This window comes from Achromobacter sp. ES-001 (assembly GCF_019448355.1).
GTDB classification, from domain to species: Bacteria; Pseudomonadota; Gammaproteobacteria; order Burkholderiales; family Burkholderiaceae_B; genus Achromobacter; species Achromobacter spanius_B.
On record NZ_CP079940.1, the window covers coordinates 2,058,857 to 2,084,180 of the forward strand.

The window sequence follows — 25,324 nt, forward strand, 5'->3', positions numbered from 1 at the left end:
GGGCCTCTAGCTCATGCCTGGTTAGAGCAGCGGACTCATAATCCGTTGGTGCCGAGTTCGACTCTCGGGGGGCCTACCAAGAAAATCCTGAGTAATCAGGTACGTACAGCCGCCAGCAATGGCGGCTGTTTCGTTTTTGGAGCGAAGAGGGGCCTTCAGTGTGTGCAGAATATGTGTCATTGAGAAACAGCGATATCTTTGTTGCCGTTAAGCGCCCATAGTGGCTGCGGGAATATTTTTTCCCTGTACATCTAGGACATACATTGAAGATAGAAACTGGTATCGTGAAGTGGTTCAACAACGACAAGGGCTACGGCTTTATTTCGCCGGAACTGGGTGGTAAAGACCTCTTTGCGCATTACTCGGAAATTCAGGGTGACGGGCACAAATCTCTTGAAGAGAACCAGCGCGTTTCTTTCGTCGCCGGCCAAGGACAGAAAGGTCCTCAGGCGACCATGATCAAAGCGATTTAATAACCTGTTTGCCCGCTGTCAGGCGGGCAAGTTGGTAGCAAGCTGCGGGGCCGAATCCATTGGAACAATGGATTCGGCCTTTTTGTTTGTGAGGCCGGTCTAGCGTTCGCTCTTGGGCTAACACGGGGCTAACAACAGGGCCAACAGACCAGATCGTGTGAATCTTGGCTGATTCTTTGTGCAGCCAAGGCGGGTATGCGGAAAGGTATGCGGCGGCCCCGACAAAAGCTATGGGCTTTGGCCGGGGCGTTCGCAGTCTTCATTGTGCAAAAGTCATACGGATATCGCCTTTACCCCCTCGTTCGGGAGCGTGTGGAACGCCCCCTTGCCTTTTCAAGGTCGGTAACTGCTGAAGGCACATCCGTATGGTGGGTTTCCGTGGGCTTATCTAATGCCTGCGGGCGTCGCCTGCCTATTCATTCGGATCCGGGCGCATGCCTCTCGCTTCTTGCAACGCTATCTCTGCGCAGAACGCTCGGATCATCGTTATGCAAAGCTCTTTGTCGGCTTCGGAGAGCGCCCGGAATTCGGCGGGCGGGAAATCGGGATAGGGCCATGTGTTCATTCAGACACTCTAGCAACGGGATTCGCTTCTGTATCGTCTGAAGCCCGGAACTAGGACTGATTGACGGGTCTATGCGCGGCGCTCCGGGGCTTGTGGCCTTGCCTTTTCAGCGCGGGGCCATTCCCTTGCGAAGCTTGTCAGGAGCCTCTAGCAGCGAGGCCGCCAGGCTGTCGCGCTCTTGCACACAGGGCTCGTCGCACAGACTTTTGACGAAATCATCGTACAGTTCGCCCGTCACGCCGGCGGGCCGCTTGAAGTCTCCCGATAGTTGATAGGCGCGCAGGATCACCGACCTTAGGCGCTTGACCTCCCAAAGCAGCGAGATCACGTCGGAGTTCCAGGGTTGACGCTCGCGGATCGTCCGGAGGTCGTCTAGGGTGAGGGGGGCTTTGAACGTCATGGCGAAAGACACTGTTTATATATCCAGTATATTCCACCAGAAACGGGGTCATTTCACGGCGTCGGCAATTAGTTTCAGGGCCGGATAGGCGCCGAGAAGGTCACGCGTCTCTTCCGAAGGCGCGCGCAGCCAGTCTTGGTACGAACCTTCCGACAGGATCACCACCATCCGCTTTTCCTCGTTTGGCCGGTGGTATCGACTGAACAGCGGATCGTCGTCGGCGTTGATGGTCAGCATTGTGTAGCTTTCGTACAGGTGGCCCGCGGCGTCGCGCCACCTGTCCCAAAGCCCGGCGATGCCTAGCGGCATGCCGTCGGCACGGCTGATCCGAGTCGGAACGGCCGCGCCTGATCGCCAGTCGGGTTCGAAGATGGCTTGGGCGGGGATGATGCAGCGTTGCGCGCGGCGCCAAGCGTTGCCGAACGTGTATGACTTTGCCGCGGTTTCGCTACGAGCGTTGAAGGTGGACAATTTGGCGGCTTTATCCACCGCATCCGGGCGCGTCGCCGCCGAGATCAGGCCCCATCGGCCGATGACAGCCTCTCGTTCCGGCACCGCTTCATCACCTGAATCCCACTCTATCGGCCGGCGGACAAACAAGCCTTCGTAACGGGGCCACATGTCGTACTTCGTGCTGACGGAAGGGGCGCGAACGCCGAATTTCTGCAGCAGCAGTTCTGCGTCTTTCAGCGTCTGATAGTGGGAACACATGCGTGCCTCGATGGCTGAAAAGTCGACGCGAAAACGGAAGAGCGCCCCAGCTCGAGATGAGTCTGAGGCGCTCCTGCCCGGCTTCGCACGCGATGGGTGTCAGACAGCCCGGCAACTCAAATCTACTGCTGGAAAAAACGGCCGGCAATAGGGAAAACCCCAAAAGAATTAGCGGGTTACAAGATCTCGGTCTTACGCAGCTCATTCCGCTCTGAACGCTCTTTATGACGCGTCCAGCGTTAACGAATTTTCTGCCCGCTGGGGCGCTCTTCCAACGCGTCAAGGCCCGGGGACACATTTGCCCACCTCGGCTTGTGCGAATTGTGGCGCCTGAGCGCGACGTCGACACTGACGCCTACTTTCAATGCAGCGGAGAGCAGAAATGTGGAGCAGTCGAAAACGTCAGCTTGGTCAGGGCATGACCGAATACATCGTCGTCGTAGCGCTTGTGGCGGTCGCGGCGATCGCCGTCTATCAATACTTCGGACAAGTGGTTCGCTCGCAAACCGCCGCGATGGCGCGCGAGCTGGCCGGAGAAGACGGCGGGACGCAGACGCGTGCGGCGCAGCAAGCGGCTCAGAAGGCGGGCGCGCAGGCAAAGGCCCGCTCGTTGAAGTCTTTCACCGGCAATGCGACGGAAGCGAAGTGAAGATGTTTACTCGTACGCCAGAGTCCCTTCAACATGGCCAGGCCCTGGTGCTCGGCATGGTCGTTGTGTCAGTGGCTGTGGCGTCCCTGGTCGTGCTTTACAACCTGGGCCAGACCGTCGAGGGCCGCGTGCGGCTGACGCATGCCGCGGATGCGGCGGCGTACAGCGGCGCACTGGAACAAGCGCGCACGCTCAACGCGATCACCTACGTCAATCGCACCCACATTGCCCACCAGGTCGCCATGGCGCATCTGGTCACGCTGGCAGCGGCCGCGCAGTACGGCGGCGCCTTGCACACGCAGCACACTCGCCGCAATCCGCCGGCGGGCCTGATAGCCATGCTGTTCGGCGCGGATATGGGCCTGGCCTATCGGGCCGGGCAAGCCCCATCGGACGCACAGTCGCGGCTGGCCGGCGCGTTTGCTCAACATGATCGGGCGGTACATCGCGTATTGAAGGCGGGTGCGGAATCGGCCAGGGCGGGGCTTGTCGCTACTCGCGATCGCATCATGCGCAAGGTGCTTGAAGCCAACATGGTCGACTTCGAGTCCGGCTCGGGGTCCGGTTCCGATTCCGGCGTAGGCGCACGTTCGTCGGGCTTGGCGCTGGATCTGCTGTCCGACAACTGGCCCGGCTTTATTGGGCGCAGCGCAGCTACCCGAAACGCGGGCCTGCGTCCGGCCGTGGAGCAGGCCACCGAACGTTATCGCTTTCTGAATAGCCGCGATGCAACGCGTCGCAATGCCTGGCCGGTCAGCCGCCGATGTCCGTTGAAGCGGCATGAATTGCGCCGTCGTGGAATGACCTGGCTTGGCCCGGACGGGCGATGGGGCGCGTTGGATACGCAATCGTTCCATGCGCTGCGTTCCAATCGCTGGATTGGGTGCTACTTCCGTGAGTACGCCATGGGTTGGGGCACGGCCCAAGGAAAAAAGTCCCAGACGCCTGACGGCATCGATTACGTGGATGAACCGCCCGCGGATTTCTCCCAAGAGGATTTTTGGCGATGGGTGCAGCAGTCCACCGGGTGGGACATTTTCAGCGGCGCGACCAATCCCATGGCCAACTCCTATGCGCTGGCATCAGCGCAGCGTTGGCCCGCCGGTGGCTTGCCGTCTTATCTGGAAATACCCACTGAGCGTATGCGCGACCCGCTGCGTTTTGCCGTGCGCGTGGCATGGTCAGGCGCCCGGCTCAAGACGACGGATGCGGATAGCGCACTGGCGCAACCTCGTGGTCACTTTCGCTATGACGGCTTGGGCCAGTCGGGCGCCATCACCGTCGCCAGCGCCGCCGAAACGTACTTTCTGCGGCCGGACCCTAGAGCCGACAAAAAAAGTGAATTGCCGACATTGTTTCGACCCTATTGGCAGGCACGTCTATCCGCAATCACTCGCGACGAAGCGCTGCGAATCAGGGAGGCACGATGAGCTCGATGTCGACTCGCGCGGGCTTTCCGGCCGCCCAGCAAGGGCAGGCAATGATTGAAGCGCTGCTGATGCTGCCATTGATGGCGGCGCTAGTGTGGGGTGTCACCTGGATCGGAGGGTTGCAGTTTTCGGCGCAACAGTTGGCGCATGCCAGCCGCAAGGCGGCCATGGCCGGCGCGTTGGGCGAACCGGTGACGCCACGACACTCTTTCGCAGCCGCCGCGCAAACTCGCCGGGTATTCGGCCTTGCTGACATCGCAGCGCCAAACCTGTCTCGCTTGCAGCACGAGTGGTTTGGAGCCGGGCTCCATTTGCTTGCGGTGTACGCCCGGTCGGCGCCTTCAGGGCGAGACGGACCGCCGGCGCCTTTGATCACGCGTCATACGCACGTGGCGGTCGGCACGGGACACGCACACGGAGACGCCGATGCACGCCGACGCATCGCCAACGCGCCCACGGCATGGCGTCACGTCGAACAAGCGTCTCTTGCCGAGGCGCGTCGGATGGCGCCGTACGTCCAGCGTATGGACCGCGCATGGGGCAGGGCGGCGATCCACACTGATTGGTTGTCGGCGTGGGACGACGTCGTCCCGCCGGACCGATTGGGCCAACAAAAGGAACGATCCCGATGACCACGGCTACGAACACTACTCAGAGACAAAGAAGGCGCGCTGTCAGCGCCGGCCTTCGTCCGCTGACGGCCGGCGTGCTGCTTGGCTGTATGGCCGTATCTTCCGTCGCGTGGCCGTCCGGGCGTTCGGCGGTATCGCCTGGCGTTACGTTGAACCGACTACGTTTTCCCGAAGGAAGCCGGCATGACATGTTGGCGGATCGTATATGGCTGCATGGGCTTCCTGCCCAGGTGCTTGTGTTCGACTCGCCTGTAGCAGTGCCCGATCTGATCCGCGACTTGTCGACTCAGCAGCCGGCCTTGGTCGACTTGAATGTGCTTCCCGATCAAATCATTTTGTCTGGCTGGGTCGACGACATGCAATGGGCGGTGCAGCTGCAAGCTGCGGGCCCGAGCCGCACGGTCGGCACGGTTTCTACGCTGCGCATGAATTCCGTTCCAGGCCTTGCGACACCGGCCTGGCTGCCGCAGGGCGCAATACCGAGGCTGGATCTTGCGGTGCAGGAAAAGGGAGGCAAAGTGTCCGATCGCATCTGGCAACTGGCCCTGCCGCCCGCCCGGCTTGGGCCGTTGCTGCACGGCGCGTTGCGCCGCGAAGGATGGGTATTTGAAACCGAAACCGAAAGTGGTGCAGAGCAGTCGTGGGCACAGGCTGGCGAGCGCCTGCAGATATCGTTGACTGCGTTGGACGGGGGCAGCGGGCTCCACGTCAGAAGGTGGACGCCATGAAGGCCGCACTGATGCACGGCGTTCTGCGGTTGCGGCGCGTTGGCGTTTATGGGTTGGCATTGGCGGCCGGGCTGGTGTCCGCGTGGGCCGTGCGCGAGCATGTGCAGCAGCGAGTGGAAGCGCTGGAAGCCGAAGCTCGGGCGCCTGTCGTCGAGCGCCTGGTGGCGGCGTATGACTTGGCGGCGGGGACGCAGCTTGAAGAAATCGACCTGGCCGTGCGAGAGATCCCGGTGAAGTGGGCGTCTGCCGCCAGTTTGGAGCCGCAGGCCGTGAACCATCTTCTTGGCGGCACGCTGGTCGTGGATGTCGCCCAGGGTGAACCCCTGCTGAAGTCGCAGGTGACGTTCACGGCGCCGGCGCCCGCGTTGGCCACCCGATTGCGATCGGGCCAACGGGCGCTGACCGTCAGCGCCGCGGACCTTGGCGGCTTGGCCGAAAGCTTGCGCGCCGACGACCTGATCGACCTTTACGTGACCTTCGTCCATCACCAACGAGAGGTCACTGTGCCCTTGCTGCAAGGGATGCGAGTGCTGACAGTAGGCGCCGGGGCGGACGAAGACGGCCTCGTCGGCTCGGCCGGCAGCATCACGCTTGCCGCCGATCCCGATCAAGCAATGAAGTTTGTTGCTGCCAGGCAGGCAGGCGCGCTAACCGCCATGCTGCGGCATCGCGACGATGTGGCCACCGTGGCTGGTTCGACTCAAACGGACCTGGCGTCCCTTATCGGGCTTGACCCCGAGCCCAAGCGCGCGCCGGACGTGACCATTTTGTATGGAGATCGTATGGACAAGCAGTCGGTGATGTTCCCACCGGAAGCCGTTGACGCGCCGGACTATTCCGCGAGGCGGCCATGAGACAAGTCATGGTGATTCTGCGGACTCTCTGCGTGGCGGCTGTCACTGCGCTTCTGACTCCCTGCGCAGCGGCCGCCCTGGCGAACTCGGAAGTGCTGGAGCTACAGGTCGGCGAAACCCGTGTTCTTTCCCACCCCGGTGTGAAGCGCGTGGCGATCGGCAACGGGCAGGTACTAAGCGCCATTGCCGCCGAGGGCCGCGACGTGGTGATCTTCGCGCGCGCGGAAGGAATGTCGTCGGTGCACGTCTGGACTGCCGCCGGCCGCGCGGCTGCGTACGAGCTGCGCGTGGTGCCTGCGGGGGCGCCACGCTTGCGCGCGGAGGTCGACTCGCTGCTTTCTCGCATTCCCGGGGCGCGCAGCACGCACGTGGGTGGCCGTATCGTGATCGAAGGGGATGACTTGTCTGACGACGACCGAGCGCGCATTGCCGCCCTGGCTGAACGCTATCCCGCCATCCTGGATTTCACCGGACAGGTGGGATGGGACCGCATGGTGCTTCTTGATGTTCAAGTCGTGGAAATCCCCACCTCGCGGATGCGAGAGTTCGGTGTGCGCTGGGACGGTGTTTCGCAGGGGGGCGTGAATGCCGGCGTCGCCTGGGACGCCGGCTCCAGAGGACGCATGACGCGTCCGGGCGAACCTGTGATCGAGACGCCGGGGCCCATGTCGACCGCGGCCGGATACTTCGGGGTCAACGCCTTGCTGTCCGCGCGTATCGCCGCGCTGGCCCAAAGCGGCGAGGCCGTCATGTTGGCTCAGCCGCAATTGCTGGCGCGCAGCGGCGCCAGCGCCACTTTCCTGGCTGGTGGCGAGGTCCCCTACACATCGACGGACTCGCGTGGCAACCCTACCACCTTGTTCAAACCGTATGGGGTGTCCCTGAACATCACGCCCCGCATCGACCGCAACGGCGTGATCCGTTCATTGATTGAAGTCGAGGCAAGTTCCGTGGACAGCTCGATAAGCGTCGCAGGAGGACCAGCGTTGCGCACGCGGCGGGCGTCTACCGAATTCAATGTCAGGTCGGGCAACACGCTGGTTATTGGCGGCTTCTTGTCGCGCGAGCAGGGGCAAGAGTCCACCGGACTGCCGTGGTTGAAGAACATTCCCATTCTGGGGGCGCTGTTTTCGTCCCGACGATTCCAGCAGCGCGAAACGGAACTGGCCATATTCGTGACGCCAAAAATCGTGTCGCAAAGCGAGCCGGCCCTGATGGACCGCGTGCAGCGGGGGCGGGGCGTTATTGACGCCGCGTTCCCGGACCCGCCCCGCCTGGGAACGGCGGCCCCGGTCGCTAGCCAGGGATGGGATCCCTATTCCGGCGCGGGCTCCCAGTGGGCCGTGAATGATGAACCTGCGCAGCCGCCAGATCAGCCCTGAAGCCATGCTAGACATCGAAATGACCTATGAAGATGCCGGCGTTCGCCGCCTGGCCACCACCGCGCCGGTACTGATCGGGCGAGGTGCCCAGTGCGGCCTTCGTATCGTCAATTGGCGAGTGGGGCGGCAGCATGCCCGGCTGCTGCGCGAGGACGGCCATATCGTCCTGGAGGATCTGGGTACGCTTGCCGGCACCATCGTCAATGGCGCTCGCGTCGTGCGGCATGCGCCGGTGCTGCCGGACGACGCCATCCTGATTGGACCGTGCCGCCTCAGGGTGCGCTTGGCAACCCCTGACGCAGCCGCGCTGCCGGATCCGTCCGCCAGTGCCTCGGCGCATTGCCACGCCCCGCCCGGCGGTGATGCAACCGCCCATTTGCCGCCGGCCGCCATCTCCCGGTTAACCCCGTCCCCATCCCCATCGCCATTGCCATCGAGCCTGCCGTCGCCCGCTCCATTGACCGCATCAAACGCATCAAACGCATCAACCCGAGCGACCACGGCAACGCAACAGGAGCCAACGCCCCCACCTCGACTTCAACCTCAACTTCAGCCACAGCAGGTGCAGGCGCGCCGCCGCCTGCATGCGGCGCTGTTGGACGCGCTGGACCTGCGCAGGCGCGATGTGGCAGGCATGAGCGATGGCACGTTGCGCGCCGAGGCCGAGCGCCTGCTGACGCGGATCGTGGCGTCGGACACCGATCTGCCGCCGGACGCCGACAGGCAGGCCCTGTGCGCCGAGGTGCTGGACGAGGCTGTGGGCCTAGGTCCCCTGGAACCGCTGCTGGCCGCGCCCGATATCACCGAGATCATGGTCAACCGCTATGACGAAATCTATGTTGAACGCGCGGGCCGTCTATGGCGGCATCCGGCCGCGTTCACCAGCGAACAGTCGGTCCGTTGGGTGATCGAACGTATTGTCACGCCGCTGGGCCGCCGCATCGACGAAAGCTCACCGATGGTGGATGCACGCTTGCCGGATGGCTCGCGCGTGCACGCCATCATCCCGCCCGTCGCGATGAAGGGCGCAAGCCTGACCATCCGCAAGTTTCCGCAGCGTCGGCCTCAGATGGCGGATTTGATTGCGGCGGCGTCATTAAGCGGTCCCATGGCCGGGTTCCTTGCGCTATGCGTCAGGATGCGCAAGAACGTCGTCGTGTCCGGCGGAACGGGGTCCGGAAAAACGACATTGCTGAACATCCTGTCCGACGAAATCTCTGAAGGAGAGCGTGTCGTCACCATTGAAGACGCGGCCGAACTGCGGCTGAATCACGATCATCTGGTTGCGCTGGAAGCGCGTCCCGCCAACCAAGAGGGCAGGGGGCATATCGCGATTCGCGAATTGGTTCGCAACGCGCTGCGCATGCGGCCCGACAGAATCGTCGTAGGCGAATGCCGAGGGGCCGAGGCGTTCGACATGCTGACGGCCATGAACACCGGGCATGAGGGCTCTTTGACCACGCTGCACGCCAACTCCCCCCGGGATGCACTGGCGCGGCTGGAATCGATGATCTTGATGGCTGGCCTGGATTTGCCTCTGTCGGTGGTGCGCGAACAGATAGCCGCCAGTGTGGACGTGATTGTGCAGCAGGCAAGAATGGCAAACGGCCGGCGAGTGGTGACATCCATTGTTGAAGTCGCGGGCATGGAAAGCGGTCGCATACAGATCCAGCAGCTATTTCGGTTTGATCGTGCAGCCGGCTTCAGCGGATGCGGAGCCTTGCCCGGCTTCATGCAGGATTGGGCCGACGAGGGTGTGTCGCTGGAACCGGCGTGGTTCTCCGAGGCCGCCTCCATACCCGCGCCGGTGGATGCCCATGGCGTATGGGGGGCATCATGATCTGGTTGGCGGCTGGGGCGGCGATGTGCTGCGCAGCGATGCTGGCTTGGCATGCGCAGGCCTGGTTTGCGCCGGCGTTGCGCCGCTATCGGGCGCTTTATACACAGGACGCCGGCGTGCGCTTGAGCGAGGTCTTTCTGTTCATTGACCCGGCGCAGTTATGGGCCGCCGCCATGGCGTTTGCGGCAATGTCCGCGGCGCTGGTCTTTTCATTGACCGGCAGCGGCATTTTGGCTGCCTTGTTCGCGGGCGTGGCCTCCAGGGCTCCCCGCATGACAGTTGGCCTGTTGCGGCGAAGACGGGCACGACGTTTCGAACAGCAGTTGCCCATGGCTTTGTTGATGCTGGCGGCGGCACTGCGCGCGGGCGTCGCGTTGACGACGGCGTTGCGCCATGTCGTCGAGCAAAGCGGCGCGCCCCTGGCGCAGGAATTCGGGTTGATGCTGCGGGAACAGCGCCTGGGCGTGCCCTGGGACGTCGCGCTGGAAAACCTGCAAGCGCGGATGCCGGGGGATTCCACTGCATTGGTGGTGGCGGCAATGCGTATCGCTGCGCAAACTGGCGGGAACCTGGCAGAAGCATTGGACAGCATCGCGCAAACCCTGCGGGCTCGCCTGCAGCTACAGGCGAAATTGCTCGCCTTGACCTCTCAAGGGCGCTTGCAGGCGTGGATCGTCGGCGCGTTGCCCGTGCTGTTGCTGGCTCTGCTGGACCGCCTGGAGCCCGATGTGATGGCCGTGCTGTGGCATACGCCGATGGGTTGGGGCGTCCTCGCGATATTGACCGTGCTGGAAACGGCCGGGGTGCTGTTGATCCGGCGCATCGTCCGAATCGAACTCTGACAGGGGGGAACCATGTTGCTGACTTTGAGCATGATGATGGCCGCAGCGGCCGTGGGCTGGTTGACTTGGTCCGCATTGCGTCCGTTGCTGGGCGGCAACCGATTGGTATTGGCCGGGCTGCCATGGTGGTGGCGGGTGGCTTGGCCGTGGGTGTCGGCCGTGGCGCCCCTTGTGGGGCCGCTTTGTTCGTGGCGTCTGCGTGCCCGCCTGGCCCGTGCAGTCGAACTGGCCGGGCTGACTGCCGAGGTTGGCTACGCGCACGTCGCGGCGTTGGGCGTCAGTGCGGCGTTGCTTGCAGGCGGTGTGTGCGCAGCCCTGGCGACGGCCTTTGACGCCTTCTTTCAAAGCGGGTGGCTGTGGTCGATAGCGGCGGCCATGGTGGCCGGCGTGGCGCCACGCCTGTGGTTGCATGGCCTGAGCGAAGCGCGGCGCCGCAGCATTGAACGCGACTTGCCCTTTGTGTTCGACATGATGACGCTATGCGTGGAAGCGGGCCTTAGCGTGCAGGGGGCGCTGCAAGTTGCGGCGCAAAGCGGGCCGAAGGGTGCGTTGCGCGATGCCCTGTCAGAAGCACTGTCGGAAATGCGGGCGGGCGTGACGCGCACCGTGGCGATCAAAGCGCTGGCTGACCGCAGCAATAGCCCGATCGCCCGGACGTGGGCTGCGGCGCTGGCTCAAGCTGAGACGCTGGGCATCAGCCTCGGCCCCGTCCTGCGTGCGCAGGCGGCGCAGTGCCGTGGTGACCGGCATGTGCGTGCCGAACAGCAAGCGATGCAGGCGCCGGTAAAAATGCTGTTGCCCTTGATTGGCTGCATCTTCCCGTGCACCTTCATTGTGCTGGCCTTTCCGATCGCGGTTCAGCTGCTTCAGAGCATTCCATGAACCGGAACGGGAACAGCCAAAACCAAAGCCCCTTGCCGGTGCCCCGGCTGCGATTCTTGCGTGTGCTTGACTGGAAAGGGCGGATGCGCGGACTGCTCGGGCGTCGACCGCCCGGCAGTCGGTCCGGTGTGATGCTGATGCCTTGTGCCGCTGTGCATACCTTTGGCATGCGCTACGCCATCGATGTGGCGTTTGTGTCGCGCGATTTAAGCGTGATAGCGGTGCGCCGGGCGCTGCCGCCATGCCGCATCGCCCTATGCCTGGGCGCTATTGCCGTTGTCGAGATGCGTGCTGGCGTTATTGATGCCAAACACGGAGGTATAGGCAGGATAGAAGCTGCAATACAACGCGCCGCCTGCGGCGATGTTGAACGGAATCTGCAACGTGCCGGCAAACTGCGGCGACAACCCCATGTAGACCAACAAGCCCGCGCACAGGTCGATGAAAAGAAACACCAAGGCCCACGTGGCGCCATAAACCAGAAAGGGCCACTTATTACGCCAGCACGCGATGCCAGAGAAGAACAGGGCTTGCACCAGCCGCAGGCCGTGCCAGGCGACCAGAACGGGTGCATGCCAGAACAACGCGGCAATCACCACATAAATGATGGCGAAGATGGTCAGCGGCACGCGCATGGCCATCAGGATCGGGTCCAGGGAACGTTCGACCGATGCAATCCGATAAGCTTCCGCCATCGAATCCATGAACGGCATAAACGTCAGCAAACCGGCCGCCATGCTCAAACCGGCGTACAGCAGGCCCATGACGAAAAGCTTTCTGAACACGCCCGGTTGCTTCAGCGGCTTGCCCCACATCGACGGCAGCATGACGCGGTCGGCTTCGACGTGCTTGCACGCGGACAACGTCATGAGGGTGATGATGGGCATGAACGCCACGACCAGGATGGGGCCGACGGGCGGTGTCGCGCTGGCGAAAACGACCAGCAGGCTGATGAACATGGCCCAGGTGAACATGGCCAGGGGTTGCTTGCGGAACAGGCGGAAGCCGTCTCGAACCCATTGCCAGCCGGATGTCGCGGGTAGGAATGCTGCTTGCATGGCTCTCTAAAGGAGGGATAGCTCTCAAAAAGGGACGCGCTAGCCCCATTATGGGGGGCGTTACGGTTACGGCAATATTGGCAAGCCCGGGCGGTGGCGCGCCTGCAACACTCTTTCAAAGTGTCGGGGGTCATGCGGCTTAAGCGTTTGGGCCGGGCGGGGCAGATAAAAGTCGTACAGGCGCGACAGCCAGAACCGCAACGCGGCGGCGCGCAGCATCAGCGGCCATACCTGGCGTTCGGCGTCGGTGAAAGGGCGCACGGCGGCATAGGCCGACAGCCAGGCTTGCACCAGTTCGGGCACGAACTCGCCCGTGTCACGTTCGATACACCAATCGTTGACGCTGACGGCCACGTCGAACAGCCAGGTATCGCAGCCAGCGAAATAGAAATCGATGATGCCGCCCATAAGCGGATCTTCGAAGGTGCCCGCGAACAGGACGTTGTCGCGGAAAAGGTCGCAATGGGCCGGGCCGGTTTGCAGGGCTTGCCAGGCGGGCGTGGCCACCGCGGCCTGCTGGGCAGCCAATTCGGCGGTCAGCAGTTCGGCTTGCGCGGGCGCCAGGAACGGCATCACCTTGGGGGCCGTATCCAGCCACCAGTTCAAGCCGCGCAAGTTGGGTTGGTGTATGGGAAAGTCCTGCGCCGCCAGATGGGCGCGCGCCAGGGTCGCGCCGGCAAGGGCGCAGTGCGCGGCGCCGGGAGCCGGCTCGTACCCGCCGGGCAGGCGCGACACGATGGCGCAGGGCTTGCCGTGCAGCGTCGTCAGGCGGGTGCCGTCGCGCAGGTTCTGCGGCCGAGGCACCGGGATGCCGCGTTCCGCCAAGTGATACATCAATTCGATATAGAACGGCAGTTGGGCGTGCGTCAACACTTCGAACAACGTCAGCACATATTCGCCGCGGGTCGTATACAAGAAGTAGTTGGTGTTCTCGATACCCGCCGTAATCCCTCGAAGCGAGACGAACTCGCCCAGATCGAATTGCGCCAGCAGGGCGCGCGCGTCGTCGTCGGATACGGGAGTAAATACGGCCATTGATATGCAGGGAATAGGGTTAACGGACGCTGGGACAAGCCCGTGCGGCGGCGGCGGCGCAATTTTAGACCACATAGCGTCCGGCCGTTCGGAAGCGCCGGGCACTGTCTGGCAGGGCGTCCCGGACATAATGCCGCGAAGCCCGTAAAATACCGCATCCCCTTGTTTTGTAGAGTGATTCTTGGACTCCCCCGACTGGCGGCTGTGCGTCGCCCCGATGATTGATGGTAAGTTCATCGGTCGGAGAGCCGCATAAAGCCTGGGCCGTAGCAAACCGCGTAGCACTGCCGTAGCACTGCTAAACACGGGTTGCCTCGTATTCGAGCTTGGCGGACTCGCGCATAGCGTCAAGGTATGCGGCCACGTCCCGCAGGTCGGCGTAGACGTTTCGACCTTCTTTATAGACAGGGACCGGCAGTTCACCGGCAGACTTCATGTTCTGCGCCCGGTGAAGGCTGACCCCCATGAAGTCGGCCAACTCGGCCAGACTAAGCCGGGGCTTCTGGTACTTTGCGAGCAGCAGGAATTCGCTGTTCATATCAGCTCCTATTTAGATCGCCAGAGGTTGAGGCCGTAGAGTCCCGGCCGTCCTTTGAGCGGCGCGAAGATCATTCGCATCTTGGTTGCCGGGTGCAAAGCGTTCGAAAATGTACCCATGCGCTTTGGCCGAAGCCGACGTTTCCGGATCTTCATATCGCCTCCAAAACGAAGCCCAGCATTAAGCCGAGCGCTTCTTAACCAGGCGGTAACCTAGGCGGTCAGCCGCTTCCTTGACCATCCGGACCGACATCGCACTGGTCGGCTCGTCTCGACGCCACGCGCCAGCCGCAATCGGCACAAAGCGGTAGCTGTCGAACACGCCGATGGTCTGGGCGTCGGCATGCTCACACAGCACGACGTGCCCATAACCTAGATCCGTCTGTCGGTCCTTCTCGCCAAAGCCCATGGCGAAGTTCATCGATCGCGCTATGTTCTTGCCCAGGTTCGGGTCGTTCTCCCAATTCCCGGCTTGATCGTTGTAGAGCATCACAACGGTTCGAAATCCCATCTGGTTTCTCCAAAACGAAGCCCGCGCTAGGCGGGCTGTTTCATCCAATTCTTGCGGGTGGTTCTGAGCATCTGCTCAATAACGTCAGTCACTGCGGGTCTTTCCAATTTCTGCTGCTACCAGGGTGACGGCTCGACGCGTGGCGGCGGCGCGGTCGCCTTTGTAATGTTGAATGGGCTGTTGAGGGATATCGCTATGCTGGGCTTCTACGCCGCTGACCCAAAAATACATGTCAATCCCGAGACTCACCGCCAGCCGCAGCACCTGCCCGTCATCCTGAAGCGGGTTCCAGCGCTCCACCGGACTGCCGTCGTCTTCTACGATCCAGACGTCTAGGCGGTCTGAGCGCGTGGTGTGGCCCGCAGCCTTCGCCGCCAGTTCCAGCAATTCACGATCTGTCATCTTCCTTCTCCGGATTAGCCTTCACCCAAGCCCTGGCCCAGCGCTCCATCAGTACGCCCGCATGCGACCAGTTATCAGCGTATCGGTCGATCAGGTGGAATGCGATGGCGGGGTCACGCTTGGACCAGTCGTCGCTTTCAGGGTCGATGTCGGGGAGCATGGTCATGGGGATTCCTTGTCGAGTTCATCGGCTCGAATCGATATGCGTTCGACGGGGACAGAATTGCCGCTAGAGAACTTCTCCACGACAACGCGGCAGATTCCCACCAGCGCATCCCGCTCGGCTCGCGACAGGGTGACCGCTTCGCCATCTGCCTTGCAGTACGTAGGCCGCTGCGCTATGGATTCGATTTCGTCTTGGGTCATGGCTGCTCCTTGTTGTCGGTGGTGGCCAGGACGCGGAACTCCACGACCCAGACCCAGGGGTTTGCCTTCCAGGAACCGGCGCCGTTGATCTGCTCCCAAAGCGCGCGATATCCATCAATGGCACCATCGCCGCAGCCCGGCGCATTGCATTGCTGAGGGTCACCACCTATGAATAGCCAGCCGCAGTCGCCGCATTGCTCGCAGGGTTCGGATTCCTCGGGAATGCCCTCGGCAACTGCATCGGCCTCGCTAATCTTATGCAGCCGCTCCACGCGCACGCCGGTGATCTCCAGCACCAGCCGGCACGCGGAGCGCGGCATGTGGATGCTGGGGCGCCATGGCAATTCAACCCCGTTGTCCAGCGCACGAGCTTCGCCGTCGGCCCGATACACGTAGCTGCGATCCATTCTGGTGTCACTGAGCTGATCCCAGTTTTGCGCCCAAGTTTCGCGCACCCACAGGCGGTCGCCGGGCTGGCCGTAGGGGCAGAAGTATGTCGGGCCAAAGGATACGGGTCTGTCGCGGTTGACCTGTCGCCATTGCGCCTTGGTCATCGTGGAATCCAGGTTGGCGGGGTCGATTCCCTTGACCACGCGCCGCGTCTGCGTCTTCGTGCCAGCCAGCAGCGCGCGCACCATCGGCGCGCTGAACAGAATAGGACGTTCACGCATCGCTATCCCCTTGCTTCTGCGCGGCCGAATGCTGGCCAGCGGTTCCCCACTTAGCCCTGTCGGCGTTGAAACAGTCGGGCGCGCGTCGATTCGGATGGTTGGGATCTTTCGATCCGCAGCACAGCCAGTACTTCTGCTGCACATCCCCCGCACCCTTCGCGCAATCCAGCTCTCCGGAAATTCCGGATAGCTGCTCCCCGCCGTCCAGGGCGCCACCCTTAGATTCAATGCTGGCGCGGCTTTCCGGTCGATTGGCGGGCGATTGGGCGCCGTCCTTGTCAGCCTGGATCGATTCGACAAACTCTTTCGCCCGCGCGATGCGTTCCGCTTCCTTCTCAGGCGTGTTCATGAAAGCGTGGTGGCGCTGGGCGGCCGAGATCACTGTGGACCAGTGAATGCCCTTGCCGAACCGCACGCCGCCAACCTGGGCCGGAGCATCCAGACGCACCGCCTCGCTGGCCTGGGGAGCGGCATAGAGCGGTTGCCATTGCACGTCGAGGCGTTCTTCTTCAGGCCAGAGCGTGAACAGCCATCGAGCGCCGTTGTCCTGGTCAAACCACGCCCGATATGCCACCGGCTGCGCCTCCCCGGCTACAGGGGCGCTCGCCATGATGACGCCCAACAGTGTGGAGGCTTGCCGCGCATCCTGCACAAGATTGCCGGTATCCAGTCCCGGGGCGATCTTGTCCACCAGTTCGTACAGCGCCTTTTCCAGAGGCAGCGTATCGGCTACAGGGGCGCTTGCCAGGGCGGCACGATAGCCGCGTTCAAACGACGGACCGTCGTATGCGATGCCGTCGATATCGCTGGCGTTGATGCAGGCTCCCGCGATTTCCTCATCGTCCGGGATAATCGGCGGCGGTTCCTCATCGCCCGCCTGCACGCCCTCCGCGCGCAGCTTGGACAGCGCCTTGTGCGCTTCGTACATGAGCAGGGTCACGCTGTTCTCGCCGCCGTTCAGGCCGATCCACTGCCACAGCCGGGCTATGACTGTTTCCGGGCTGTCGTAGCCGTGCTGGCGTATCACCGCGTTGACGTACTCGTCGCTCAGCGGGTCTTGCTCTGCCGCCTGGGCGGCGTTGTTCTCAGTCATTTCCTTTCCTTGGTGGTGGGTGGTCATGCGACAAGCCTCCCCTGGCGCTGGGCGTCTTCAATGCGACGGCAGGCAATGTCGAAGTACCGCTCGTCCAGTTCGCACCCGATGAAGGGTCGGCCGGCCGTGACACAAGCCACGCCCGTGCTCCCGCTCCCCATAAATGGGTCAGCAATGAGCCCGTCGGGCAGCTTTCGGAGTAGCCGCTGCAGGAGAGCGACCGGCTTTTCGTTTGGATGGCTACGACCGTTCTTGGCCATGCTTTGGACGGGCGGGCACATCAGCACAGCCCCCTCGTCCCTGGACCCCACGAACCCTTTCCCGATCACATAGATTTCTTCGGTGCTGGGCTTCCATGGAATATCCAAGGCACCCATGCCTAGGGCCGGTCCCTTGTCCCATATCAGGACGGCGCGAGTTCCATGCGGGCGCGGCGCTTTCCAGCTGCCAAAAACGAGCATGGGTTTGCCATGCAGTCTGGCCAGCACGTAGTCCCGCATCGCCGGGGAGTTGTCGCCCTTGATGCCCTCTTCACTCCATAGGGCGTCGGTCGCAAAGCCGCTTCGGTAGCTGATGCCGAATGGGGGGTCTGTCAGAACGCCCGCAGCGGCTTGCAGTGCTGGCAGATGGTCGGTGCAGTCGCCCAGATAAAGCGTTGCTCTGCCAATGTGCTCTATTCGCATCACGCCTCTCCCTTCTGCTGGGCAATGGCGGCGGTAAACGTCGGCTCGTATTCAAGGGCTACTTCCCAGCGCCCAATCTCGGGGCCGGTAAAGCCGTCGAATATGGCGAACGTCAGCGGCCAATTGGCCTCAAAGCCGTCGTGGTTGCGGAAGTAGTCTTCGGCGCATGCCTCGGCTTCCTCCTCGTCGATATCATCGACAGACGAGCGTTGGACAAATTCCGGGGCCAAAGTGCGGCGGCGCTCCGGGCCAGATTGCGGCCAAACCCGCGCGTAGAACCTCATGCTGCACCTCCTTTGTGCGGGACCTGGGCTGCGATGGCGGCGTCGATGGCGGCATCAAGTTCTTCGCCAGCGCGATATTCATAGGTGTGATATCCGCCAACACCAGGGACGCTTTCATCTTCTGGCACGAAGCCCGTGCGCTTATCCAGCACTAGGGCAGGGTCGGCTTTTGGGTCACGCAGCCAGCGATACCGCTTGGCATCCAGCGCATCGCCAGCAGCGGGAGCAGATGCCAGATCGCCCTTGGCGCGGAGAATCCACTTAGCCACGAGCAAAATTCGCGGCGCCCACCATGCCGGGTTTGAAATGATGGTTCCTCCCGGCATCTCACGAGTCAACCATTCCTCAAAGGCGATCTCTGCCTCGCTACGCAATTCGGGGATGTCGGAATCGTCGTCCTGCGTATCCACGGGGCCTGAAGGGGCGGCCCGGCACGACTTCACGTACTCCGCGATGCCCGGAATGTCCTCGAAGGCGATGTTGAAGCCGCGACCCTCGCAGGCCTCGCATTCCTCCTTGAACTCCTGCACGTCGGTCTTGCGCTCGGCGACCTGGTGCTTGACGAACACATGGCCGGAGGCGTTGCACTCGTCGCACGGCAGTTCCCAGTCACGATCCCCCGTCGCTCCGGTGGGTATAGGGTGCGAGGTAGGGGCGGGGGGAGAACAATCCGGGCACGGCTCGGCGTCGTATCCGGAATGTTGGGTCAAGCCACCGATCATTCCGTGGCCGCCGCAGGTCATGCACGGTTCGACCGGTAGCGACTGCCAGAGCGTCGGTTCACCGCGCAGCACGATCTTCGGGCATTCAAATCCATTGACCTCAAGGCCGACGGCTTCCCAGCCCGGCTCGGGTCGCGCCCATTCGTTCCACGCGATGACAACGCGATCTTGTTGCGGCCCCCAGCCAAGGATGGAACTGCCATCCTTCGGCGCGCTGGCGATAGGCTTCCATTCTGTGTTCATGCTCTCAGGCTCCGGGGAAGAAGAATTCCACCGCGCGGCGGCAGATGAATAGGATGGTGAAGATCACGACGCTGAACCCGAAAACGAAGCCCGGCAGACCCACGGACATCACCAAATTGACTACCGGGTCTTCGTCGTACTGAGGGGAGTCTTTGGATTCCACGTGGATCTCCAGGCAATAGAAGGGCAGCCCCGGACAGACGGCGGGGTACGGGGCTGCGGGGGGGGGAGTTACTTGATGCCCAGACGAACGCCGGGGACGACTTCACACCCGGGGACCTTGTGGCCCTCGGTGATCGCCTTGTAGATAAGGTTCTTGTCCGGCTGGGGTTCTGGCGGCAGAGGGCTGGTCAGGTATTCGCGCGGCAGCAATTCAGGGTGCTTGATTACGACTGAGCCCTTCGCGCCCAGAACGGACACCGTGAAGGTGCCAGCCTGGACGCGCTTCTCGCCAGCAGCCTGCAAACCGTCCAGCAGCATTGACTTCATGCGTTTGACGGCGCTGTCTGCTGACTTGATCAGGTCTTCAAAGCGTTCCTTCTCGCGCTTGTAGGCCTCAATCTCAGCCTCTTTTTCGCGCAGGACGATGCAGTAGATTTCCACCTTCCCGGGGAGATCGCTCTCTGCTTCCAGAGTGTCAGCTACTGCATCTTCGTCCAGGCCCATTTCGCGCAGCCGGTCAGCCAGGGCACGGTGCTGCGGGGCGATTTCGTAGAGTGTGGCCATTACTCACCCCAATCGTCAGCAGGGTTCTCGCTGCGGGCGGTCGTCTGCGTGGTGGTCGTGCGCGTCTGCACCGGCTTGTCCGCGAGGCCTTCCAGCACCTTAGGCAGCATTTCCGGAGCGGTCTTCCCGTCCAGAAGCTCAACCGCCATGAGTTCCGTGTCCGCGTGGAACGGGGCGTAGATGTTGAACTTGTAGCCGATGCTGTTGTCGTTCTTGACGTATTCCTCACGCTGGAGCAATAGGCCGATCTTCTTGCCTTGCAACCCCGGGAAGGAGATTACTTGCTCCGATCCCTGGCGGCCCTGGATAGTTGCTTCCTTGGCGGTCAAACCCTTTACGCGAGCGCAGCACATCAGCGCATCCAGAACCTTCTTGCCGTACAGCGGCTTGCCGTCCTTGTCGAACGTCCACAATTGCAGATAGTTTGCAGCGCGGCCATCTTCAGCTTCAAAGCTGAATTCAATGCCTTCCGTCCCCTTCTTGCTGATCACCTGCTTAGCCAGGGTGAAGACACCTTTGTACTTGCCAGTGGCGTCGATGAAATTGCTGGCGCCAGCTTGGCGGGCGGATTCTTCGTTGAATTCGTAATTTCGCATGTCGTTTCTCAGGCAGGTTGGGTAAGTCCGTAGAACTCGCAGATAGCAGCATCGACGGCTGCGAGGTCATTGGGTATGTGCATGCCGTCAAACATGCCAGGGGGGGATTTGCAGCAGTCTTGGCCGTTCGTTTGCGTGGCGAAGACGTGTTGGCCGTTGATCAATTCCGCGCGCAGGACGATGGTGAAATAGCCCTCAGGGACGATCTTTTCATCAACCATCTTGCCGACCGTCTTCATCCGGACGTTGCCGAATTCGTCGGTTTGGGTGTGGCCCATGATGTAGATACGCTTGTCGTCGGCGGCGTCACCAGCTGCCTGGAAGATGTTCCAGGCGCCGCGTCCGATATCTGAGAATTTCTGGAAGCCGCTCTCCGTGCTACGGCGCATCAACTCGTTAGTGAGAACTGCCTGATAGTCATCAATCACGACGATCTTGCGCGGGGTGCTGCGCATGGCGGTTTCAATGTCGGCCGCGACGTCGCTGCGGAATATCGCTCCCTTCTTGTCCTCAGCCGTGCGAACACGCCAGCCAGGGGATTTGAAGGGAAGGGGCTTCTTGATCGGCTGAATCAGCGTTACCTGATCCGGTTCCAGATTCCGAAGGCTGGAAGATTTTCCGCTCCCAGACGGGCCGATGATCATTACGGCGATGGACATGGTTGAACTCCTGTGATTCGGGCGATTCGGGCTGTTTGATTACTGCTATTGCTCGTCCGCGCTGGGCGCGTAGGTATTGATCGGGGATGCCCGGGGCGTAAAAGTCTTCGGCTTTCATGCTTCCGACTCCGGAACGCCAGACCGAATACGCAATTCGCGGACGGTGCTGGCAGTGAATTCGCTGTCCGAGGCGTGGCCGAACCACTCGCAAGCAGCGACCACGCCAAACTTCCGGATGACGTTCTCGAAAGCGTCGGCAGGGACGCGCTCATCAACGGGAGGGATGTCTCCCGGCCCGCCATGGGGGATGCGGCTCATATCTATTCCTTAGCGGCGTACTTCGTCGCGCCGTCGTGCGCCCATTGCTCGTTAGAGGCTTGATCGGATTGCTGAATCTTCCCGTAGGCCAGTACAGCGACACCGACGAACAGCAGGCAGGCAGAAAAAATGCCTACTTTCTCGTAGGCATCGGTTTGGAGTAGCTTGCGCAGGAGGCGGATCATTGGGAACCTCGGGCTTCGGTGATGGCGGCGTTGTGCCGCTTCCATTCGACAGACTTGGCCGGAGACCAAGGCAGGTAGGGGCCTTCAGGTGCAATGGGTTCTTGCCCGGGCGGGTAGCGGTCGAAACAGATACGCGGCAAGCCATCGTCTCCAGTCTCTAATCGGATCGTGTTCCACACGTCGCTCAGGTCACTCCACCCGTAGTCCTTGACCTGTTCCGATGTGATGTGAACGACACAAGCGAATACATGGGATTTGCATCCGTTCGGGCATGCGATGACATCAATGCGCTGCTGCCCGACGACGAAGCGGTCAGGCGCTCGGCCACACACCGGGCAAGTCGCAAGAGTTGGCTTGTGATTCGTCGTCATGCTGATTTCCTCAGAATGGCCGCCACCTCATCACCGATGAGCGCAACCAGGTACAGGGCGGCGACCAGGCCGATTAGGTGGGATAGGGTGGGGAGGGTCATCGCGAAGCCTTAGCGGTCGCCTCAATCAAGTCCTTGGCGCGCTGGATGAATGCCGCGCCACGGTCTGATTTGGGCGCCATAAGGGCCAGCAGCAAGTCTTCTTGCCCGCTGGAATTCCAGGCCAGTTTGTCTATGATTTCTTCGCCATACTCGAAGCCCGCATATCCGTATGCATCGCCGCCGCGCACTGTTGCCAAGACGACTGCCAAGACCACTTCGTCCTGACTTATGGGCGCATCTTCCACGCGCTGAACCTGCTGTTGGTGCCCAGGCGACGACGGGCGGCTTTCGTACTGCGCCTTCGGTTCGACACCCACATGGATGCCGTATCGGTCATATGAGACGGTTAGCATGGCTATTCCTTGTCCGCAGCCTTCGGGAACCCGTCGGCGTAGTAAGAGACCAGCGTCCGCCAGTCCTGCTTGGCCTGATGGCGGGTGCTGTAGTAGGTGTTCCGCATGGCTATCTTCAGAGACGAACCCAAGTCAGCCAGGAAGCACCACAGCAGCCAAAGCGGGAGAAAGACCGGCATAACCAACGCGCCAAGCAGGTACAGCGCTTTGCTCTTCATGGTGGTTCCTATGTAGGGGTGCAGTCTTCCGGCCAGATCCTCACGGCCAACCACACACCACGCTTTGTGCGCACGCGGCGGTATGGTGTGGAGGGCTTGAAGGGTGGGGGAAGACTGCGGTAAGTCGTAGATTCACTTCTTCCAGACGTCACTGCGCCCCGGATATAGCACCGGTTTGTCGTACCCGTTTTCGCGTGTTGAAAGTTGAGTTGTGCAGCGCGGCTAAGGCGCTACCGCAGTGACGTCTGGGGGAAGTGCTGGTTACGGTTCCAGCTCCGGCAACTACACCGGACGATTGCTGATGGCAGCCGGGTTTGGCCCGGCCCGGCTAGCACGGTACTGCTGCCATCAAGAGAACCCGCTACAGCGGAGTAAGACTGCCTCGCCCGGTGCGCGCACTTCTAGCCGTCCCTTGCGGGTGCAACGGGTTCTCTTGATAGCGCCGCGTTTCGTGCGGCTACGGCTGCTATGCAGCACCAGGGGGGAGAAACTTCAGACGGCGTGGGCGTAGCTGACTAGCGCAATCCCAACCAAGCCGATGTAGAACATGGGCGACCGAAACCCGTTGTATCCGACCGCCAACCCCGTCAGAAATAGTCCAAGCGCGAACATCTCGTTCTCCTTGTTAATCGGTATGAATCCTGAAAGAAGCGGGCCGGGCTTGATACCGGCTTCCCACGCTGGCGAGGATTGCTTGCGGATTTCAGGTCCGCACGGTCCTACGTGGGTCGCTCACGTATAGCGTGTCCTTCCACGCCGCCGCTTCTTTCAGGACTCATGTGGCTGCGCTATCAGTGCAACTTCGGGACCGGTGCCCAATGCGTCGGGCCGTAGCCGTGGGCATCGCACCACGTGTAATTGCCGTCTTTGGCGGACCACATGCCAACGATGCCGGGGAACAAGCCGTTCTCTTTCTTGGTGTCCCACGCCAAACGTGCAATGTCCTGCGGCTGGCCGTCTGCCTCCATCCAGGTCAGCAGGACTTCGGTTCCGTCTCGGGGCGCCGTTTCTATTGGCTGCCAGTCGTGCATATCTCTCTCCTTGTTCATTCGTAAGCCCGCTCTAGGAACGGGCTGGCGGATGAATTCCGGAGCAGCGCGCTACCTGGCTGTTCCCTCGCAGCTATCCGGAAATTCCGGACAACTGGTCATCGGCTCCAAGCCACGCGCTGCTTCTTCAATCCACCGCAGGGCCAGCAGTCCAACTGCCAGCCAAGGGATAGATAGCCTCATGCAGCGGCACCTTTTGAGTGCTTGCATCGTCGTCTTTGATCAGGGGAAGAGGATTGCGCCCTGGGCCTAGCCACCTTGCGGTCATCGGCCTGTTCTATCGCTTTGCTGGTTGTTAAAGAGCGGTGCTGCGGTCCTACTTGTCCTGCTTCCAATGCCCACCCGACTTTGTGGCGGTAACGTCCTCTCGCTGGGATACGAGGCCGAGGGCTTGTTGCGGCGCCGTTTTTGCAGCGCATGAATGAATCTTAGACGACTAAGATTTATGGTGTCAAGTAAAACTTAGCCAGCTAAGTTTTGGCAGCGTGACGACGGCGTGTTGGTACGATGGCGCGTCAACAGGAGCTTTCTATGAAGCGCGCACTTGCGAGTATTGCTGTGGGTTTGGGATGTGCTGGGCCACTGGTTGGCGTGGCGGCCGGCGAGGCGGCGGCTCAGGACAAGCAGTGCATCGACATGGCGGCGGCGCACCAGATCGTGGCCGGTTCTAGGAATGCAAGGCTATACCCGGACCGGGCACTTGCTCAGATGAAGGCGGACAAGTCCTTCAGGTTTTCCGACACCGAACTCAAGGGCATCGTGAACAACGTGTACTTCGGCGCGGCAAGTGAGATCGGCCAGCCCATGGCTGTCTATCAGGCGGTCTATGACGCGTGCCGGAAGGGCGGTACCGATCCTCGCTGGAAGCCACTCCAATAAAAGCCACCAGGAGGCGGATTAGAAACAGCTTGGCTCAAGAGACCTGTCGAGCTAAACTTTACTTGCGGGACTGATCCGGTGAAGGCCGGGGTAGGTTCTGCCTTTTCTTTTGTGCGCTCTCTAGCGCACTATGCCGTACGGATCGTTTCGATTCGCAGACTTGAAGCAAATCGGCTCCAACAGTGCAAAGTCCTCAGAAACCTCTGGAATTCTCTCCAGGGGTTTTTCTTTTCGCAGCAGGGCATATGCACAAAAGTCGACAGCCTGGATGAGGTACGACGATTCAGAATTTCGAAACACTGGATCCTCAAGGACTCGGCTTATGGGGATGTTCTTCCCCCCGGTAGCTCCACCATCCCAAGTCCCGAATTTGCTCGGGATTGGATTGTAGGCGCCCATCTTGCGAACGAGCTTTGTGTACTCCGCCTCTTTACCTTCATCGCTAATGATGATGGCGTAGCTATCCCGGGCTTCCATCGTCCGGTTGATACGGTTCAACATTCTTTCGTAGGCCCACTGCTGATTTCTCACAGCAACATTGAAGAGAATAAGTTTTTCTGGACCAAGCTTTGCTAAGCATTTAAGGGTGTACTGAAACACGCGTCGGCGAAGATGAGCATCTAGATGACGATCGGACGGTCTGCCACGGCCCGACATGAATTTCGTGGCGTGCAGTTCCTTGTTCATGAAGATCCCGGTATGGCGTCGAAGAGCCCTGCGATAGTTCCGGATCGCATTGGAGACCTCTCGCCAGTTCTTATCTTCCACCCCCAACGCGCTAAATATATGGAGGCCGTTCTCGCCCGAGTCATCCATGTAGAAAATGTACAAACGTGTTCTCCGCGCGACGTTTATGTTCCATTTGCCTCTCGTTCA

The 25,324-nt window shown here is 61.5% G+C and carries 36 protein-coding genes, 1 tRNA gene and 1 pseudogene; 13 read left to right on the forward strand and 25 right to left on the reverse strand.

All coding sequences use genetic code 11. The features are described from left to right. Together KYT87_RS09200 and KYT87_RS09205 are read left to right on the forward strand one after the other, a co-directional pair. A tRNA-Ile gene (locus KYT87_RS09200) sits at window positions 1-79 on the forward strand. A 190-nt stretch (window positions 80-269) separates the two neighbouring features. Continuing rightward, a complete protein-coding gene (locus KYT87_RS09205; protein WP_172616244.1) occupies window positions 270-473 on the forward strand; it encodes a cold-shock protein in 204 nt (67 codons plus the stop codon). Between the two features lie 671 nt (window positions 474-1,144). Here KYT87_RS09205 and KYT87_RS09210 read toward each other — a convergent pair. Both KYT87_RS09210 and KYT87_RS09215 read right to left on the reverse strand, forming a co-directional pair. After that, on the reverse strand, window positions 1,145-1,438 hold the full coding sequence (locus KYT87_RS09210) for a hypothetical protein (RefSeq protein WP_046803669.1): 294 nt from the start codon (window positions 1,436-1,438) through the stop codon (window positions 1,145-1,147). Between the two features lie 48 nt (window positions 1,439-1,486). Next, entirely contained in the window at window positions 1,487-2,149 is a 663-nt protein-coding gene (locus tag KYT87_RS09215) for an SOS response-associated peptidase (protein WP_219992046.1), read from the reverse strand. A gap of 382 nt (window positions 2,150-2,531) precedes the next feature. Here KYT87_RS09215 and KYT87_RS09220 point away from each other — a divergent pair, with 382 nt between their 5' ends. The 10 genes and pseudogenes from KYT87_RS09220 to KYT87_RS29995 all read left to right on the forward strand — a co-directional run. Continuing rightward, entirely contained in the window at window positions 2,532-2,798 is a 267-nt protein-coding gene (locus KYT87_RS09220) for a hypothetical protein (protein ID WP_046803667.1), read from the forward strand. A gap of 2 nt (window positions 2,799-2,800) precedes the next feature. Beyond that, window positions 2,801-4,228 (forward strand): pilus assembly protein TadG-related protein, encoded by a 1,428-nt coding sequence (locus tag KYT87_RS09225; RefSeq protein ID WP_219992619.1) that lies wholly within the window; start codon window positions 2,801-2,803, stop codon window positions 4,226-4,228. Next, complete coding sequence (locus KYT87_RS09230; RefSeq protein ID WP_255594025.1) at window positions 4,225-4,860, forward strand: TadE/TadG family type IV pilus assembly protein; 636 nt, start codon at window positions 4,225-4,227, stop codon at window positions 4,858-4,860. The genes KYT87_RS09225 and KYT87_RS09230 overlap by 4 nt, the downstream gene beginning before the upstream one ends. 188 nt (window positions 4,861-5,048) lie before the next feature. Next, window positions 5,049-5,588: a hypothetical protein gene (locus KYT87_RS09235; RefSeq protein ID WP_255594026.1), complete on the forward strand. Its 540-nt coding sequence runs from the start codon at window positions 5,049-5,051 to the stop codon at window positions 5,586-5,588. Next, entirely contained in the window at window positions 5,585-6,442 is an 858-nt protein-coding gene (cpaB, locus tag KYT87_RS09240; protein ID WP_219992048.1) for a Flp pilus assembly protein CpaB, read from the forward strand. The genes KYT87_RS09235 and cpaB overlap by 4 nt, the downstream gene beginning before the upstream one ends. 8 nt (window positions 6,443-6,450) lie before the next feature. Beyond that, window positions 6,451-7,824, forward strand: coding sequence for a type II and III secretion system protein family protein (locus tag KYT87_RS09245; protein WP_255594027.1), 1,374 nt, complete (start codon window positions 6,451-6,453; stop codon window positions 7,822-7,824). Continuing rightward, window positions 7,790-9,664, forward strand: a complete 1,875-nt coding sequence (locus tag KYT87_RS09250; RefSeq protein WP_370638756.1) for an ATPase, T2SS/T4P/T4SS family — start codon at window positions 7,790-7,792, stop codon at window positions 9,662-9,664. Before KYT87_RS09245 ends, KYT87_RS09250 begins: the two co-directional genes overlap by 35 nt. After that, on the forward strand, window positions 9,661-10,506 hold the full coding sequence (locus tag KYT87_RS09255; RefSeq protein WP_219992050.1) for a type II secretion system F family protein: 846 nt from the start codon (window positions 9,661-9,663) through the stop codon (window positions 10,504-10,506). The genes KYT87_RS09250 and KYT87_RS09255 overlap by 4 nt, the downstream gene beginning before the upstream one ends. A gap of 12 nt (window positions 10,507-10,518) precedes the next feature. Next, entirely contained in the window at window positions 10,519-11,388 is an 870-nt protein-coding gene (locus tag KYT87_RS09260) for a type II secretion system F family protein (protein WP_219992051.1), read from the forward strand. Between the two features lie 137 nt (window positions 11,389-11,525). Next, a pseudogene (locus tag KYT87_RS29995) lies at window positions 11,526-11,639 on the forward strand (DUF192 domain-containing protein); the annotation flags it as partial. A 3-nt stretch (window positions 11,640-11,642) separates the two neighbouring features. Here KYT87_RS29995 and KYT87_RS29745 read toward each other — a convergent pair. The 22 genes from KYT87_RS29745 to KYT87_RS09370 form a co-directional block, all read right to left on the reverse strand. Beyond that, window positions 11,643-12,446 carry a BPSS1780 family membrane protein gene (locus tag KYT87_RS29745; protein WP_046803619.1) on the reverse strand — a complete coding sequence of 268 codons (804 nt, stop codon included), beginning with the start codon at window positions 12,444-12,446 and terminating at the stop codon, window positions 11,643-11,645. A 66-nt stretch (window positions 12,447-12,512) separates the two neighbouring features. Beyond that, a complete protein-coding gene (locus KYT87_RS09270) occupies window positions 12,513-13,481 on the reverse strand; it encodes a homoserine kinase (RefSeq protein ID WP_219992053.1) in 969 nt (322 codons plus the stop codon). 298 nt (window positions 13,482-13,779) lie between these two features. Beyond that, window positions 13,780-14,019 carry a pyocin activator PrtN family protein gene (locus KYT87_RS09275; protein ID WP_046803617.1) on the reverse strand — a complete coding sequence of 80 codons (240 nt, stop codon included), beginning with the start codon at window positions 14,017-14,019 and terminating at the stop codon, window positions 13,780-13,782. A 180-nt stretch (window positions 14,020-14,199) separates the two neighbouring features. After that, window positions 14,200-14,529, reverse strand: a complete 330-nt coding sequence (locus KYT87_RS09280) for a hypothetical protein (protein WP_219992054.1) — start codon at window positions 14,527-14,529, stop codon at window positions 14,200-14,202. 84 nt (window positions 14,530-14,613) lie between these two features. After that, entirely contained in the window at window positions 14,614-14,931 is a 318-nt protein-coding gene (locus KYT87_RS09285; RefSeq protein WP_219992055.1) for a hypothetical protein, read from the reverse strand. After that, entirely contained in the window at window positions 14,918-15,097 is a 180-nt protein-coding gene (locus KYT87_RS09290; RefSeq protein ID WP_219992056.1) for a hypothetical protein, read from the reverse strand. Before KYT87_RS09290 ends, KYT87_RS09285 begins: the two co-directional genes overlap by 14 nt. Further along, a complete protein-coding gene (locus tag KYT87_RS09295; RefSeq protein ID WP_219992057.1) occupies window positions 15,094-15,297 on the reverse strand; it encodes a hypothetical protein in 204 nt (67 codons plus the stop codon). The genes KYT87_RS09290 and KYT87_RS09295 overlap by 4 nt, the downstream gene beginning before the upstream one ends. Next, window positions 15,294-15,968 (reverse strand): hypothetical protein, encoded by a 675-nt coding sequence (locus tag KYT87_RS09300; protein WP_219992058.1) that lies wholly within the window; start codon window positions 15,966-15,968, stop codon window positions 15,294-15,296. The genes KYT87_RS09295 and KYT87_RS09300 overlap by 4 nt, the downstream gene beginning before the upstream one ends. Then, entirely contained in the window at window positions 15,961-17,088 is a 1,128-nt protein-coding gene (locus tag KYT87_RS09305) for a hypothetical protein (protein WP_219992059.1), read from the reverse strand. Before KYT87_RS09305 ends, KYT87_RS09300 begins: the two co-directional genes overlap by 8 nt. Further along, on the reverse strand, window positions 17,085-17,744 hold the full coding sequence (locus KYT87_RS09310) for a site-specific DNA-methyltransferase (protein ID WP_219992060.1): 660 nt from the start codon (window positions 17,742-17,744) through the stop codon (window positions 17,085-17,087). Before KYT87_RS09310 ends, KYT87_RS09305 begins: the two co-directional genes overlap by 4 nt. Beyond that, window positions 17,744-18,028: a hypothetical protein gene (locus KYT87_RS09315; RefSeq protein ID WP_050446304.1), complete on the reverse strand. Its 285-nt coding sequence runs from the start codon at window positions 18,026-18,028 to the stop codon at window positions 17,744-17,746. Before KYT87_RS09315 ends, KYT87_RS09310 begins: the two co-directional genes overlap by 1 nt. Then, on the reverse strand, window positions 18,025-18,993 hold the full coding sequence (locus tag KYT87_RS09320) for a hypothetical protein (RefSeq protein WP_219992061.1): 969 nt from the start codon (window positions 18,991-18,993) through the stop codon (window positions 18,025-18,027). Before KYT87_RS09320 ends, KYT87_RS09315 begins: the two co-directional genes overlap by 4 nt. 4 nt (window positions 18,994-18,997) lie before the next feature. Further along, entirely contained in the window at window positions 18,998-19,156 is a 159-nt protein-coding gene (locus KYT87_RS09325) for a hypothetical protein (protein WP_219992062.1), read from the reverse strand. A gap of 68 nt (window positions 19,157-19,224) precedes the next feature. Next, window positions 19,225-19,719, reverse strand: a complete 495-nt coding sequence (locus KYT87_RS09330; RefSeq protein WP_219992063.1) for a siphovirus Gp157 family protein — start codon at window positions 19,717-19,719, stop codon at window positions 19,225-19,227. Then, window positions 19,719-20,315: a hypothetical protein gene (locus tag KYT87_RS09335; RefSeq protein WP_219992064.1), complete on the reverse strand. Its 597-nt coding sequence runs from the start codon at window positions 20,313-20,315 to the stop codon at window positions 19,719-19,721. The genes KYT87_RS09330 and KYT87_RS09335 overlap by 1 nt, the downstream gene beginning before the upstream one ends. An 8-nt stretch (window positions 20,316-20,323) precedes the next feature. Then, a complete protein-coding gene (locus tag KYT87_RS09340; protein WP_219992065.1) occupies window positions 20,324-20,974 on the reverse strand; it encodes an ATP-binding protein in 651 nt (216 codons plus the stop codon). Between the two features lie 114 nt (window positions 20,975-21,088). Beyond that, window positions 21,089-21,292 carry a hypothetical protein gene (locus KYT87_RS09345; protein WP_219992066.1) on the reverse strand — a complete coding sequence of 68 codons (204 nt, stop codon included), beginning with the start codon at window positions 21,290-21,292 and terminating at the stop codon, window positions 21,089-21,091. 2 nt (window positions 21,293-21,294) lie between these two features. Next, window positions 21,295-21,477 carry a hypothetical protein gene (locus tag KYT87_RS09350; RefSeq protein ID WP_219992067.1) on the reverse strand — a complete coding sequence of 61 codons (183 nt, stop codon included), beginning with the start codon at window positions 21,475-21,477 and terminating at the stop codon, window positions 21,295-21,297. Further along, window positions 21,474-21,848, reverse strand: coding sequence for a hypothetical protein (locus KYT87_RS09355; RefSeq protein WP_219992068.1), 375 nt, complete (start codon window positions 21,846-21,848; stop codon window positions 21,474-21,476). The genes KYT87_RS09350 and KYT87_RS09355 overlap by 4 nt, the downstream gene beginning before the upstream one ends. 97 nt (window positions 21,849-21,945) lie before the next feature. Then, window positions 21,946-22,302, reverse strand: a complete 357-nt coding sequence (locus KYT87_RS09360; protein WP_219992069.1) for a hypothetical protein — start codon at window positions 22,300-22,302, stop codon at window positions 21,946-21,948. Window positions 22,303-22,304: 2 nt separating this feature from the next. Beyond that, complete coding sequence (locus KYT87_RS09365; RefSeq protein ID WP_219992070.1) at window positions 22,305-22,520, reverse strand: hypothetical protein; 216 nt, start codon at window positions 22,518-22,520, stop codon at window positions 22,305-22,307. A 791-nt stretch (window positions 22,521-23,311) separates the two neighbouring features. Next, window positions 23,312-23,551: a hypothetical protein gene (locus KYT87_RS09370; RefSeq protein WP_219992071.1), complete on the reverse strand. Its 240-nt coding sequence runs from the start codon at window positions 23,549-23,551 to the stop codon at window positions 23,312-23,314. Between the two features lie 549 nt (window positions 23,552-24,100). Here KYT87_RS09370 and KYT87_RS09375 point away from each other — a divergent pair. Beyond that, entirely contained in the window at window positions 24,101-24,448 is a 348-nt protein-coding gene (locus KYT87_RS09375) for a hypothetical protein (protein WP_219992072.1), read from the forward strand. Between the two features lie 120 nt (window positions 24,449-24,568). Here KYT87_RS09375 and KYT87_RS09380 read toward each other — a convergent pair whose 3' ends face one another. Further along, window positions 24,569-25,264, reverse strand: coding sequence for a DUF3800 domain-containing protein (locus KYT87_RS09380; RefSeq protein WP_255594159.1), 696 nt, complete (start codon window positions 25,262-25,264; stop codon window positions 24,569-24,571). Window positions 25,265-25,324: the final 60 nt, after the last annotated feature.